Genomic DNA, 13,397 nt, shown 5'->3' on the forward strand with positions numbered 1-13,397 from the left:
CGGGAGCATCGTTTGCGCGGATTTGTGGAAGGCCTGATCGAGAGACCGCAGACGGTGGCGGAGCAGGTAGCCAATGTCCTGCGCGAAGCCATAGCCAGCGGATCCCTTAAGGCAGGCACCGCGCTGCGCCAGGATGATCTGGCCGAACGGTTCGGGTTCAGCCGCATGCCGATCCGTGATGCGCTTCGCCAGTTGGAGGCCGAGGGCATCGTGTCCATTCACCCGACCAAGGGCGCGCATGTCGCTCGAATGGACAGTGCCGAAATCACGGAGATCTACGCGGTGCGCGAATTGCTCGAATGCGAGGCGCTCCGGCTCTCTGTGCCCGTCCTGTTGGGCGATAAGCTCGATGAGGCCGGACAAGCACTCGACCAGATCGATGCCGAGCGCAATGTCGGCAGATGGGGGGCGCTCAACCGGACGTTTCACCTGGCTCTCTATGATGCCTGCGGCAACCGGCGTTTGCTCGGCTTGATCGAAGCGCACCACAATGCGGCCGATCGCTATGTCCGCATCCTGTTGTCGAACCTCGACTATCGCAACCGCTCGCAGGCAGAACACCGCGACCTGCTGGCCGCCTGCAGGCAGCGCGACGGCAACAAGGCCGTGGGCATTCTGAGCCAGCATCTTCGTGAAGGCAGCGAAACGCTCGTCAACGCAATAGAGGGCGGCGGTATGTCGCGAAAGTCCTAGCGCATAGGAAGCGGCTTGGGTTTCAGCTCTGTGCCGGCTTGCGTTCGACGATGTAGATATGGTCGGCGGCCAGCACCACTTCATCGCGCTGGTTGATGACTTCGCAGCGCTCGATCACCCGTCCTGACCCTGGCCGCTTGGCGTCGTCCTCTTTGGCAGCGATGGTGGTGCGCGTGCGGATCGTGTCGCCGATGAACACCGGCTTGATGAAGCGCAGGCGGTCATAGCCATAGGAAAAGGCGACCGGATTGATGACGGTTGCCGTCAGCCCGATGCCGACCGAGAACACCAGCGTGCCATGCGCGATGCGCTGGCCGAACGGCGTCGTCTTCATGAACTCGGCATCCATGTGGTGCGGAAAGAAATCGCCTGTATGCCCGGCATGGACGATGAAGTCGGTCTCGGTGATGGTGCGGCCGCTGGTGATACGCGAGGCGCCGATCTCGTAGTCCTCGAAATACTGGATCTGTTCCATCAGGGTCTTTCCGCAATCGGCGTTGCCGGCGCTGCGCTCGAACGATAGGCCGCTTCGACCAGCGCCATGGTGCTCCAGGCGTCCTCGACCGAGCTGACCAATTCGTCGTCTTCGCCTGCGGCAAAACGCTGGACATTGGCCATGCGCCCGACGAAGGCGTCGGGGAACCACTCCCCGGCGAGCGGCACCGCGACCCAGTCCGTTCCGCCCCTGGGGTAAATCTCCAGAACGTCCGGCTCGCCCCTGGGATAATCGAGGTTGAGGCCGAGCTTGAGATAGGCCGCACCCTCGGTGCCGCAGACGCGGAATTCGCAGGCCTGGTGCCGGCGGCCGAACTTGTGATCGTGGTTGATCGACAGCGCGCAGCGCACGGTATCGCCATAGTCGAGAATGGCGCTGGTGCGCGTCTGCGCCACCTTATGGTTGGGGTGGCCGAGCGTCTTGGCGTGGACACCTCTGGGGTCGCCGAGCACTTGCCGGATCAGGTCGAGATAGTGGATCGAATGCATGGCGATCTCGACGCGCGGCGCCTTGAGCAGGAATTCCCAAAGCTCCCACGGCGTCGCCAGCGCCAGCCAGGCATCGAAGTCAAAGATCTCGCCGAGCCAGCCCTTGGCGATGGCATCCTTCAGCGCCAGCATCATCGGCGCGAAGCGGAGCTGGAAATTCACCGCCGCCTTGAGCTTCTTGGCGCGGCAGATTTCGAGAATTTCGGTTGCCTCGCCGAGATAATTGCCCATGGGCTTCTGGATCAATGCGACCGCCCCATCGGGCAGGGCTTTCAGGATCTCGGCGTGCCGCCCCGGCGGCGTCGCCAGATCGAAAACCGCGCTCTTGACATCAGCGGCTTCTTCCACCGAGCGGAATGCGGTCACATTCCATTTCTCGGCCAGCGCCCGCGCTTTGTCCTGGTCCGGATCGTAGAGGCCGGCGACTGGAAAGCCGGCCTTCCTATAGGCCGGGAAATGTGCGTCGCCAACGATCGATCCTGCGCCGAAGGTGACGATCGGCCAAGGCTTCGACGGCTTTGGCCAGGACTGGACGAGTGAGGCAGGGTCGAAACCGCCTTCAGTCATGATGGAAGACCTGATCCATGGAAGCCCACCACTCGCCTTCCTTGCGGGTCGCCAGCGGCTCCTGGCATGGCATGCAGACGGCCCACCATTCCTGCGTCTTCGGGTCGGCCGCCATCCTGGCCATGTCGGCGGCATAGTCGGTGCCGTGGTATTCGAAATAGGAAAACAGCAGGTTCTCCGGCCGCTTCAGGTAGATCGAGTAATTCTTGATGTTGCAGGCCGAGATCATGGTCAGCACGTCGGGCCAGACAGCGGCATGGAGGCGGACATACTCCTCGACCTTTTCCGGCTTCAGTCCCAGAACCATCCCCATCCGCTGCATATCAGTTCCCCTATTTGGTGATCGCCGTGGTGAATTCGGCGATGCTCATGGTCTTGACCGCGTCCCAGTCCCAATCGATGCCGATGCCTGGCTCGTCGGGTGCCAGCGCATGCCCATCCTCGATGCGCATACGCTTGCCGGTCAACTCATCGAGCTGCGGAATGTACTCGACATATCGGCCGTTCTGAACAGCGCAGGTCAGGCTGACATGCAATTCCATCAGGAAATGCGGGCACACCGGAATGTCGAAGGCTTCCGCCGCATGGGCAATCTTGAGCCAGGGCGTGATGCCGCCGATGCGGCCGACATCGACCTGCACGATCGAGCAGGCGCCCTTCTGCATATATTCACGGAAATGGCGGATGGAGTAGAGCGACTCGCCGATGGCGATCGGCGTCGGCGTCGAGTTGGACAGGCGCACATGGCCGTCGATATCGTCGGCCGGCAGCGGCTCCTCGATCCAGGCAAGGTCGAGCTCACGCAGCTTGGACGCGCGCCGGATTGCCTCGTCGACCGAGAACCCCTGATTGGCGTCGGTCATGATCTCGTAGCCGTCGCCAACCGCCTTGCGCACTGCCGACAGGCGGGCAAGATCCTCCGACCCGTGCGGCCTGCCGATCTTCACCTTCGAACCGCGAAAACCCCTAGCCTTGGCGGCCAGTGCGTCGTCGACCAGCGCCTGCGTTTCGATGTGCAGCCAGCCGCCCTCGGTCGTGTAGAGCGGGCAGCGGTCCTTGGCGCCGCCGGCGAGTTTCCACAACGGCAGGTTCTGTTTCTTCGCCCTGAGGTCCCACAGCGCCGTGTCGATCGCCGCAATGGCGATGGCGGTGATCGCGCCAATGGTGGTGGCGTGCGTGGCGAATTCGAGATCGTGCCAGATCGCCTCGATCATGTCGGGGTCGCGGCCGATCAGCCGTGGCGCCAGATGGTCCGAGAGAAGCCGCATCACTGAGGAGCCGCCGGTGCCGATCGTGTAGCTGTAACCAGTGCCGACCGCGCCGTCGGAATCGGTGATGGTGACGATCGGCGTTTCCTGGCTGACGAAACTCTGGATCGCGTCCGTGCGTTTGACCTTGGGCACAAGGTCCACCATCCGCAGCTCTATCTTTTCGATTCTAGCCATCGGTCAGCTCCGCAATGTCTTTCCGGTCTCGGTGGCAAACAGATGCGCCTGCGACATGTCGAGGCTCATGGCCACTCGCTCGCCCGGCTTGAGCGGTCGCGGATTCAGCATGCGCGACACCCAGTCGCTGCCGTTGAATTCTACGAACACCAGCGTCTCATTGCCGAGCGGCTCGGTGACCGTGATCGGCAATTCGATCTGGTGGACGTCGGCCGCACTGCCGGAGCTGATACCATGTCCCGTCGGATAGACGTCGTCAGGCCGCAGCCCGAACACGACCTTGTCGCCGGTCGCCACATTGGCCTTGAACTGGCCGGGCAAAGGCAGCTTTTCGCCGCTGGAAAAAACCAACTGTCCGTCGTCGATCGTCGCCTCGTGCAGGTTCATCGGCGGCGACCCTATGAAGCCGGCAACGAACCGCGTCGCCGGCCGCCGGAAAACTTCATCCGGCGTGCCGACCTGTTCTATATGGCCGTCGCGCATGATGACGATGCGGTCGGCCAGCGTCATCGCCTCGACCTGGTCGTGGGTGACGTAGATCACCGTCGACTGAACCTTGGCATGCAGCTTCTTGATCTCGGTGCGCATCTGCGTCCGGAGCTTGGCGTCGAGATTGGAAAGCGGTTCGTCGAACAGGAACACGTCGGGATCGCGCACGATGGCGCGGCCCATGGCGACGCGCTGGCGCTGACCGCCGGAGAGCTGCGACGGACGGCGGTCGAGCAGCGTGTCGAGGCCGAGGATGCTGGAAGCCTCTGCGACGCGGCGGTCCATGTCTTCCTTGGCCGCACCCGCGATTTTAAGCGAGAAGCCGAGGTTCTCGCGCACGGTCATGTGCGGGTAGAGCGCGTAGGACTGGAACACCATCGAGATGTTGCGCGAGCGCGGTGGCAAATCGTTGACGACGCGCCCGCCGATCTCGATCGACCCGGCGCTGATCTCTTCGAGCCCGGCGATCATGCGCAATGTTGTCGACTTGCCGCAGCCGGAGGGGCCGACCAGGGCGATGAATTCACGGTCGGCGATATCGAGATCGATGCCATGCACGATCCCGACATTGCCGTAGCGCTTGGTCAACTTGCTGAGGGAAACCGTTGCCATGGGATCAGCCTTTTACCGCGCCGGAGGTCAGGCCGCCGACAAGGTGTTTCTGGACGATATAGGTGAGGGTGAGCGCCGGGATGATCATCACCACGGCGAGCGCGCACATGCCGCGCCAGTCGATGGTGAACTCGGCCGTATAGTCGAGCAGGCCCACCGGCAGCGTCTTGGCGCTGACCGAGCGGGTCAGTTGCGAGGCCAGCGCGAATTCGTTCCAGCAGGTCAGGAAGGCGAAGATCGCGGCCGAAGCGATGCCCGGCCCAGCAAGCGGGAACTCGACCTGCCAGAACGCCTGCCAGCGCGTGCAGCCGTCGATCTGCGCGGCTTCCGCGAGGTCCTTGGGCACCTGGCGGAAGAAGCCATCGATCAGCCAGATCGTGAACGGCACGTTGAGCGCGACATAGGCAAGGATCAGCCCGAAATGCGTGTCGATGATGCCGAGCCGCACATAGAGGAAGAACAGCGGCAGCGACAGCGCGATGCCCGGCACGGTACGCGTCAGCATCAGGCCGAGGAAGACGCTCGATTTGCCGCGGAAGCGGTAGCGCGCGAAGGCGTAGCCACCGGCCATGCCGATGGCCACCGCGATCACCGTCGAGGTCACCGAGATGATCAGCGAGTTGCGGAAATATTCGATGACCGGGATGCCGCCCTTGCCGATGCCCGAGAACATCGAGACATAGGCGTCGAACGAAATCTCCTGCGGGATCCACACTGGCGGCTTGGCCATGATCTCGACGGTCGGCCGCAGCGACGACAGCACGATCCACAGGCCCGGCAGGCAGATGGTCAGCATCGCCAGGAACAGGCCGATGCGGTAGACGACGCCGGTGAGCCGGCGCTTCAGGCGGGCGGAAGAATTCTCGTCCATTCTCACCACTCCGCACCGATCTGCGTGCGCGCCGCGGCGAGCTTGTTGAAGAAATAGACGGTGAAGGCGATCGACAGCAGGATCGAGAAATAGGCCATGGCGTTGGCCATGCCCATACGCCCGTCGCTGTAGGCGGTGCGCGCCACCAGCGTCCAGAGCAGCTCCGTTCGGCCCGCCGGTCCGCCATCGGTCATGATCTTGACGATGTCATAGGCGCGCGCGACGTCGAGCGAGCGGATGGTCATGGCGATATAGGCGAAGGGCATCACGAAAGGCCACGTCACATAGCGGAATGTCTGCCACGGCGTGCAGCCGTCGACACGCGCCGCTTCGATCGGCTCCTTGGGCATGGCGAGCAGGCCGGCCAGGATCAGGATGGCGAAGATCGCCGTCGACGACCAGATCTCGGCGACCGAAATGGCGATGAAGGCGAGATGGCCCTCGATCAGCCACGGTATCGCATCCCTGGTGATGCCGAGCGATTGCAAGGCGTTGTTCACCAGGCCGATATTGTCGTTGAACATGAACTTGAACTGGAAGCCGACGAGGATCGGCGAAAACATCATCGGAAACATCATCAGCGTGCGCAGGATGCGTTGGCCACGTGTCGCCTTCTCGACCAGCATGGCGAGGCCGAGGCCGAGCAGCATTTCGAGATTGAGCGCGATGGTTAGCAAGAGCACCGTGCGCCCGAACGCCCACCAGAAATCGGTGTTGGACAGGATCGAAAGATAGTTCCTGAAGCCGACGAAGACGAAGAACGTCTCGGGCCGCGTCAGGCGGAAGGGCGTGAAGCTGGAGTAGAGCGAGAGCAGCAAGGGCACCACGACGACCGCCGCCAGCACGATCATTGCCGGAAGCAGCAGCAGGAATGGCGCGGATGGCTTGAAGCCCTTCATCAGAATCCTGTGGTGTTTGCTTTGGACGCCCGTTGTTCAGGCGCGGGCCGGGAACGGAAAGTCTGTCGTTGATGGTTCAGTGCTCTCGCCGGCGAAGCGCGATCGCCTCCCCCATTCCTGATGGGAGAGGCAGCGTTGGGAGACGGTTCTAGAGCTTGCCGGCGTCCTGGAGGATTTGTGTCGCCTTGGCGGCGGCTTCGTCCAGCGCCTGCTTGGAGGTCTTGTCGCCGAGGATCGCCGCCTGCAGCTCCGGATAGACGGCGTTCGAAATCTCGATCCACTCAGGCGTCTGCGGCACGGCAAAGGCGTGCTTGGCCTCTTCCTGGAAGGCGGAGAGTACCTCCTTCTTGTAGGGATCGTTCTCGGCCTGCTTCAGGTCCCAGTCCCAGACCGCGGTGCGGGTCGGCAGCGGGCCGGCGGCGGCCTCGAGCTTCTGGCTATCCTCGTTGGTCAGCCACCAGACGAGCGAAGCGGCGGCTTCCTTGTTCGGGCAGTTCTCGGTCACCGAGAAGCCATGGAAACCGGACCAGCCGGTGCGCTTGCCGGAAGACCCCTTCGGCGCGACTTTCACGCCGACATTGCCAGCGACTTTCGACGACTTCGGATCGTTGAAGAAGCCGGCCCAGCCCGGCCAGTCGAGGTTGATGGCGACGGTGCCCGAGGCAAAGCCCTGGCCGAGATCGTCCCACAGGTAGTTGGTCGTTCCGGCTGGCACGGCCTTGGCCTTGTAGAGGTTGACGAACCAGTCGAGCGCGCGGATGCCAGCCTCGGAGTTGAAGACGGGCTTGCCGTCCTTGTCGAGATATTCGCCACCCTCGGCGACCACCATCTCGTAGAAGCGGCCATTGATCGCCTCTTCCTTGCCGGCGAACTGCGTACCGTAGAAATTGGGCNCGACCACCATCTCGTAGAAGCGGCCATTGATCGCCTCTTCCTTGCCGGCGAACTGCGTACCGTAGAAATTGGGCGGGTTGGCAAAGAACTCGGCCTGGTCGGTGACTTCCTTCCAGGTGTCCGGCGGCACCAGGTCATAGCCGTATTTCGCCTTGAACTTGGCCTTGTTGTCGGCGTTCTCGTAGAGGCTCTTCTGGTAGTAGAGCGCCGAAACGTCGAACTGGGCACGCGGCAGCATTTCCAGCTTGCCGTCGATGGTTGCCGCCTTGATCGTCGACGGCACGAAGGCGTCGATTTCTTCCTTCGGCAGCAATTTGCTGAGGTCGGTGTAGAGGCCTGTATATTGCGGCGCGAAGGACGAATGGTTCCAGCCGACGCACCAGTTGGTGCTGCCCGAGGCGATGTCGGACTTGAGCTCCTTGTCGATGTCGAACCCGTTCTTCTTGGTCAGGATGTTGACCTTGGCGCCGGTCGCCTTCTCCCATTCCGGGATCCGCTCATAGAGCTTTTCATATTGCTGACCGCCGATCAGTTTCACGTCGACGGTCACGCCTTCAAACTTGCCGGGCAGGTCGCCGGCAAGGGCGGTGCCTGCGCCGAAAGCAAGCATCAGTGCGCCGGCGCACACGCCGGAAAGCAGTCTGTTCATTGGTATCCTCCCTAGGTGCGCCTCAGCGGCGACCGCAACTCGTCTGATGACAACAAGCGCTACATTCATATACAAACAAAACATTCACGGGCACGTCAAGGCGAAATTTGTTTCCGTTCGACCGCATTCCTGCGTATATGAAGAATCGATTTTACTGGAGGGATGAGCCATGGATGACAGCGAGGACGAGCGCTATCGCGCGCCGGCGCTCGACAAGGGGCTCGACATCCTCGAACTGCTGGCCGGCGTCGACGGCGGCCTGACGCAAGCCGAAATCGCCAAGAAACTCGAGCGCAGCCCCAACGAATTCTACCGCATGCTGGATCGGCTGGTGCGGCGCGGCTATGTCACGCGACTGGACGGCGACCGCTATTCGCTGACACTGAAGCTGTTTGGCCTGGCGCAACTGCATGCTCCGGTGCGACGGCTCGTTTCATACGCCACGCCGCTGATGCGTGAACTCGCCGAAACGTCGCAACAGGCTAACCAACTCGTTGTTTTTGATCGCGGTTCCGCCGTCGTGATCGCCCAGCAGGAGGCCCCGAACTACTGGGGCATCTCGATCCGGGTGGGGTCCCACATCAGCCTGTTCGACACCGGCTCGGGGCATGTGCTGCTGGCTTTCCGCTCGGAGGAAGAACGCCAGATGATGATCTCCGAACATGTCCGCAGCACAGACAAGATGGCGCAGCCGGCCGAGTTCTTCACCCGTCTCGACCAGATTCGCGACCGCGGCTACGAGATGATGGCCTCGATGCAGACCGCCGGCGTCTTCAACCTTTCGGCGCCTGTGCGCAGTTCCGACGGCAGGGCGATCGCGGCGCTGTCGATTCCTTACATCACCGTCGTCAACGCGCCCTCCGCGCCCGACATTACCAGGACCATCGAACTGTTGTTGGCCATGGCCGAAAGGTTGTCACGCCTGGCCGGATCGGCTGTTGGCGCAGCGGCGTAATTCTTATTTGAATGAAGAATTCCTCCGTGAGATGATCTGAAAAAGCTTGAAGGGAGGAACTTGGCCATGATCGTCGACACCCATCTGCACCTCATCGATCGCTCGGTGCTGCGCTATCCCTGGCTTGCCGGCGTGCCAGCGCTCGACCGCGATTTCTCCTACGGGGAGTATGCCGGGGAAGCGCAGCGTGTCGGCGTCGAGCGCGTGCTGCATATGGAGGTCGATGTCGATCCGGCCGACATCGAGGCCGAGACCGCCCGCGTCGAAGTTCTGTCGCGCCAACCAGGCAGCATGCTCGCTGGAGCGATCGCCTCCTGCCGGCCGGAAGAGACCGGCTTTGCGGCCTATCTCGAACGCCAGCGGGCGAATCCTTTCGTCAAGGGCTTTCGCCGCGTCCTCCATGTCGTGCCGGATGAGCTGTCGGAAGGCCCGCTGTTCCGAGACAACATCAAGCGGCTTGGCGGCACCGGCCTGACCTTCGACCTCGTGGTGCTGCCGCACCAGATTCCCAAGGCGATCGCGCTGGCCGACCTGGCGCCGGATGTCCAGTTCGTCCTCGACCATTGCGGCGTGCCCGACATCAAGGGCGGAGCCGAGCATCCATGGCGCGAACATATGAGCGAGATCGCGCGGCGGCCGAACGTCATCGCCAAGATTTCCGGTGTTGTCGCCTATGCCGATCCCGGCAACTGGACCGTCAAGACGCTGCGGCCCTATGTCGAGCACACAATCGCTGCCTTCGGCTGGGACCGTGTCGTCTGGGGCAGCGACTGGCCGGTCTGCACGCTTGGCGGCGGCCTCTCGACCTGGGTGGCTGCGACCCATGCACTGCTTGCAGGTTGCAGCATTTCGGAACGCGACAGGCTGTTGTCCGCGAATGCCCGCAAGCTCTGGCGGCTCGCCTAGCAACCCGTCAGATGGTCGTCGAGACGTGCCGCTCGCGGCCGTAAAGCGAGACCAGTAGCACGATGATGAGGCCCAGGGCCGCCTGCACCGCCGACGGCTGGAAGCCGAGGCCGATCAGCAGCGTGTTGATCTCGGTCAGCACCAGCACGCCGGCGATCGTGCCGAGATAGCTGCCGCGCCCGCCGACCAATGCCGCGCCGCCGACGACGACCGCGGCGATGGTCTGGAACAAATAGGGCTGGCCGACATCGCCATAGGCCGAGCCGGTGAAGCCGAGCAGCAGCACGCCGGCCACGGCGGCGAAGAAGGCGCTCGCCGCATAGGTGATGACCCACATGCGGACCGGGTCGATCAGCGCCAGCGGTGCGGCGCCGGGATTGCTGCCAAGCGCATAGAGCCGGCGCCCATAGGGCGTCCGTTCCAGCACCAGCACGACGAGCGCTGCCAGAACGATGAGACTGGGCACCAGCCATGGCACCGGCAGCGGCCCGGCCGATCCGCCGATCGACACGAAGCTGGAAACCGCTTGCGGTGCCGAGCCGGAGGGGAAGCCGGCTGTCCACAACAGCACCAGCCCCTGCACGACCATGCCGATGCCGAGCGTGACGATGAGCGGCTGGATGTCGAGGCTGCGCGAGATCAGCCCGTTCAGCCCGCCGATGAGAAGTGCCAGCACGCCGACAAGGCCGCAGACGAGAAAGAAGTTCCAGCCATCGCCGTAGAGCTGTGCGGCCACGACATTGGCAAAGCCGATGACGAAGGGAATGGACAGGTCGATGCCGCCCATAATGACGACCAGCGTCTGGCCGATCGAGGCGACGGCAAGCAGCGAAGCGAGCACCAGCATGGCGCGCACGGCAAACGGCGAAGAGTAACCGGGAATGAGGACTGCGCCGGCAAGGTGCAGAAGGGCGGCGATGCAGAAGGCGCCGACGACGCGGGCATTGGTCGTCGCGAACAGGTTTCGCTTGGCAGCCATGTCAGCGCCCCCTCATGGCAAGACGTTCCTGCAGCGCGGTCAGCATCACCGCCAGCACCAATATGGCGCCATAGGCGATCTGCAGCACGAAGGTCGAGACGTTGAAAGTCGTCAGCACGCTCTGCAGCAGGAAGATGTCGATCGCGCCGATCGCGGCTCCTGCCACGCCGCCACGGCCACCGGCCAGGCTGACGCCGCCGAGCGCGACGGCGGCGATGGCGATCAGCGTGTAGGTCGGTCCTATGTTGGGGTCGGCCGAACCGATCAGCGCTGTCAGCATCAGCCCCGCGCATCCGCCGAAGATGCCGGTCATCACATAGGCGATGAAGCGGACGCGGGTGACATCCACACCGGCGGTATAGGCGGCACGGTCATCGCTGCCGACCGCCATCAACTGGTCGTAGTAAGGGGTGCGCCGCACCAGCCACCAGGCGATGAACATCGCCGCCAGCGGCAGCATCGACAGCGGACCGGACAGCGCCTTGAGCCAGGCCGGCGCGGGACCGATCGGCGCCGGCAGGATCGTCAGCGTGATGCCGGTGAGGATGAGGTAGGTGCCGAGCGTGGCGACGATCGGCTGGATGCGCACGATTGTCGCCAGAAAGCCGTTCGCCGCGCCGATCAGCGCGCCGATGAGCAAAGCCGCTGGTACGAGCACCAGGGGCGAGGAGATGCCGGCTTTCAGGAAAAGCACCTGGATCGCCATGGCGTTGACGAAGCCCATCAGCGGCCCGACCGAAATGTCGATGCCGCCACGGCCGGCGAGGATCACCGGGGCCGACGCAATCGCCGCTCCGATCAAGGGCGCGGCCAGTCCGACCAGCGCGCCCCACGACCCCGGCTGGAACCGCCCCGGGCTGAGGATAAGATTGACCGCGAGCAGGACGACCAGCAGCACGACCGCGAAGCCGACATTTCGCCCAAGCGACAGGAGGTGCGTCAAAAAGTTCATGCCGCGCGTCCGAACATGGCTGATATCACGCTGTCCGTGGTCAGCGCATCGCCGGCAATTTCCGCCGCGACTTCATTTTCGCGAAACACCAGCACGCGCTGGCACAGGAGAAGAATCTCCTCGATTTCGCTGGACAGGATGACGAGCCCCATGCCGTCCGCGGCCAGCCCGCGAAAGACATCGTATAGAACATGCCTTGTGGCCACGTCGACGCCGCGCGTCGGATCGTTGAGAAGCAGCATCGCAGGCTCCAGCGCCAGCGCCCGCGCCAAAAGCACCTTCTGCTGGTTGCCGCCCGACAGTGTGGTGATCGGCGCATCGGGCCGGGGCGCGACGATCGACAGCTTCTCGCGGTAGAGATCGTAGCGGGCCTTGCGCGCAGCCGGACTGATCAGGCCCAGGCGCGTGTCGCGCGACAGTGTCGAGACGGCGAAATTGTCGAGCACGGACTGCGTCGGGAAAATCCCGTTCGCACGCCGGTCGCGCGGCAGATAGGCAACGCCGCTGGCGACCGCCTTGCGAAAGCCGGTGATCTTGCGGGATGCGCCCATCTCGATCGAGCCGCCAAGTGGCGGCGCCAAGCCGGCGAGCATCTTGAGGAACAGCTCCTGACCGTGCCCGTCGAGGCCGGCAAGGCCGACGATCTCGCCCGGAGCGATGGTTTGCGTTATGGCGCTGGCGCCTGGCGCGATGACGAGCTCGCGGACGGCCAGGCCTGGAACGGCGCGATCAACCATGCGCCAGCTCCGCTGCCGTGCGTGGCGCCATCGCCTTCAGCAATTCCGCCGGGGTCGAGGCACCACGTTCCTCGGTGCGCACCACGCTGCCGCCGCGCAGGATCGAGATGCGATCCGAAAGCGACATCACCTCGTCCATGCGGTGCGTGATGAACAGGATGAGGCAGCCTTCGCCGGCCAGCGCGCGCATCAGCGAAAAGACGGATTCGCGATCGGCGAAGTCGAGCGCCGCGGTGACTTCGTCGAGGATCAGGATTTTTGGATTGCGCACGATCGCGCGGGCGAGAACGACCAGTTGCTGCGCGGCGAGCGGCAACAGGCCGGCGGGCCTGTCGAGGGGCACGTCGGTGACGGCGAAGCGCTTGAGCGCCGCTGCCGCCCTGTCGCGGCGTTCGTTGCGAGGCACGGTGCGTCGCAGCAGGCCGTCGAGGCCGAGCAGGATGTTGTCGGCCGCGCTGCGATCGGGCGCGATCAGCACCTCCTGGAACACCGTGGCAAACCCTTGCGCCTGGAAGGCCGAGGGATTGGCACCATAGAACGGTTTGCCCTGCAGCAGGATGGCACCACTGTCCGGCTGGACGATGCCGGACAGGAGCTTGACCATAGTGCTCTTGCCCGAACCATTCTCGCCCAGGATGGTGTGGATGGTCCCCGCCCGGAACGCGATCGAAGCGTCGGCGAGCGCGATCGTCTCGCCATAGCGTTTGGATATGTTGGTGATCTCAAGCATGCCATGTTTCGAAGCTGGCAAGCCGGCTCCCCGAA

Annotated in this window: 15 protein-coding genes; 3 read left to right on the forward strand and 12 right to left on the reverse strand. The window is 63.6% G+C overall.

The annotated features are described in order from the left end of the window. The first annotated feature begins 12 nt into the window (after positions 1-12). Positions 13-693: a GntR family transcriptional regulator gene (locus X743_RS160975; RefSeq protein WP_245264180.1), complete on the forward strand. Its 681-nt coding sequence runs from the start codon at positions 13-15 to the stop codon at positions 691-693. A 22-nt stretch (positions 694-715) separates the two neighbouring features. On the opposite strand, the gene X743_RS160970 is transcribed toward X743_RS160975, so the two are convergent. From X743_RS160970 to X743_RS160935, 8 genes are all read right to left on the reverse strand, one after another. After that, positions 716-1,171, reverse strand: coding sequence for a MaoC/PaaZ C-terminal domain-containing protein (locus X743_RS160970; protein ID WP_031257549.1), 456 nt, complete (start codon positions 1,169-1,171; stop codon positions 716-718). Beyond that, positions 1,168-2,244 (reverse strand): Gfo/Idh/MocA family oxidoreductase, encoded by a 1,077-nt coding sequence (locus tag X743_RS160965; RefSeq protein ID WP_023764702.1) that lies wholly within the window; start codon positions 2,242-2,244, stop codon positions 1,168-1,170. The genes X743_RS160970 and X743_RS160965 overlap by 4 nt, the downstream gene beginning before the upstream one ends. Continuing rightward, positions 2,237-2,566 carry an L-rhamnose mutarotase gene (locus X743_RS160960; protein WP_023764703.1) on the reverse strand — a complete coding sequence of 110 codons (330 nt, stop codon included), beginning with the start codon at positions 2,564-2,566 and terminating at the stop codon, positions 2,237-2,239. Before X743_RS160960 ends, X743_RS160965 begins: the two co-directional genes overlap by 8 nt. A gap of 10 nt (positions 2,567-2,576) precedes the next feature. Then, the gene (locus X743_RS160955) at positions 2,577-3,689 is read right to left on the reverse strand and encodes a mandelate racemase/muconate lactonizing enzyme family protein (RefSeq protein WP_023764704.1); all 1,113 of its coding nucleotides are present in this window, start codon (positions 3,687-3,689) and stop codon (positions 2,577-2,579) included. 3 nt (positions 3,690-3,692) lie between these two features. Continuing rightward, on the reverse strand, positions 3,693-4,790 hold the full coding sequence (gene ugpC / locus X743_RS160950; RefSeq protein ID WP_023764705.1) for a sn-glycerol-3-phosphate ABC transporter ATP-binding protein UgpC: 1,098 nt from the start codon (positions 4,788-4,790) through the stop codon (positions 3,693-3,695). Between the two features lie 4 nt (positions 4,791-4,794). Further along, positions 4,795-5,661, reverse strand: a complete 867-nt coding sequence (locus X743_RS160945) for a carbohydrate ABC transporter permease (protein ID WP_023764706.1) — start codon at positions 5,659-5,661, stop codon at positions 4,795-4,797. 2 nt (positions 5,662-5,663) lie between these two features. After that, complete coding sequence (locus tag X743_RS160940; RefSeq protein WP_023764707.1) at positions 5,664-6,560, reverse strand: sugar ABC transporter permease; 897 nt, start codon at positions 6,558-6,560, stop codon at positions 5,664-5,666. Between the two features lie 148 nt (positions 6,561-6,708). After that, positions 6,709-8,103 (reverse strand): sugar ABC transporter substrate-binding protein, encoded by a 1,395-nt coding sequence (locus tag X743_RS160935; RefSeq protein ID WP_023764708.1) that lies wholly within the window; start codon positions 8,101-8,103, stop codon positions 6,709-6,711. 169 nt (positions 8,104-8,272) lie between these two features. On the opposite strand from X743_RS160935, the gene X743_RS160930 reads away from it, so the two are divergent. Then, positions 8,273-9,058, forward strand: coding sequence for an IclR family transcriptional regulator (locus X743_RS160930; protein ID WP_013896938.1), 786 nt, complete (start codon positions 8,273-8,275; stop codon positions 9,056-9,058). 66 nt (positions 9,059-9,124) lie between these two features. Then, complete coding sequence (locus tag X743_RS160925; protein ID WP_023764709.1) at positions 9,125-9,964, forward strand: amidohydrolase; 840 nt, start codon at positions 9,125-9,127, stop codon at positions 9,962-9,964. 7 nt (positions 9,965-9,971) lie between these two features. Here X743_RS160925 and X743_RS160920 read toward each other — a convergent pair whose 3' ends face one another. The 4 genes from X743_RS160920 to X743_RS160905 are packed head-to-tail and all read right to left on the reverse strand — an operon-like array spanning position 9,972 to position 13,362. After that, entirely contained in the window at positions 9,972-10,943 is a 972-nt protein-coding gene (locus X743_RS160920) for an ABC transporter permease (RefSeq protein ID WP_023764710.1), read from the reverse strand. A 1-nt stretch (position 10,944) separates the two neighbouring features. Further along, a complete protein-coding gene (locus tag X743_RS160915) occupies positions 10,945-11,895 on the reverse strand; it encodes an ABC transporter permease (protein WP_023764711.1) in 951 nt (316 codons plus the stop codon). Further along, complete coding sequence (locus X743_RS160910; RefSeq protein WP_023764712.1) at positions 11,892-12,632, reverse strand: ATP-binding cassette domain-containing protein; 741 nt, start codon at positions 12,630-12,632, stop codon at positions 11,892-11,894. Before X743_RS160910 ends, X743_RS160915 begins: the two co-directional genes overlap by 4 nt. Further along, a complete protein-coding gene (locus X743_RS160905; protein ID WP_023764713.1) occupies positions 12,625-13,362 on the reverse strand; it encodes an ATP-binding cassette domain-containing protein in 738 nt (245 codons plus the stop codon). Before X743_RS160905 ends, X743_RS160910 begins: the two co-directional genes overlap by 8 nt. Between the last annotated feature and the right edge of the window lie 35 nt (positions 13,363-13,397).

The organism is Mesorhizobium sp. LNHC232B00, from assembly GCF_000502435.1.
GTDB classification, from domain to species: domain Bacteria; phylum Pseudomonadota; class Alphaproteobacteria; order Rhizobiales; family Rhizobiaceae; genus Mesorhizobium; species Mesorhizobium opportunistum.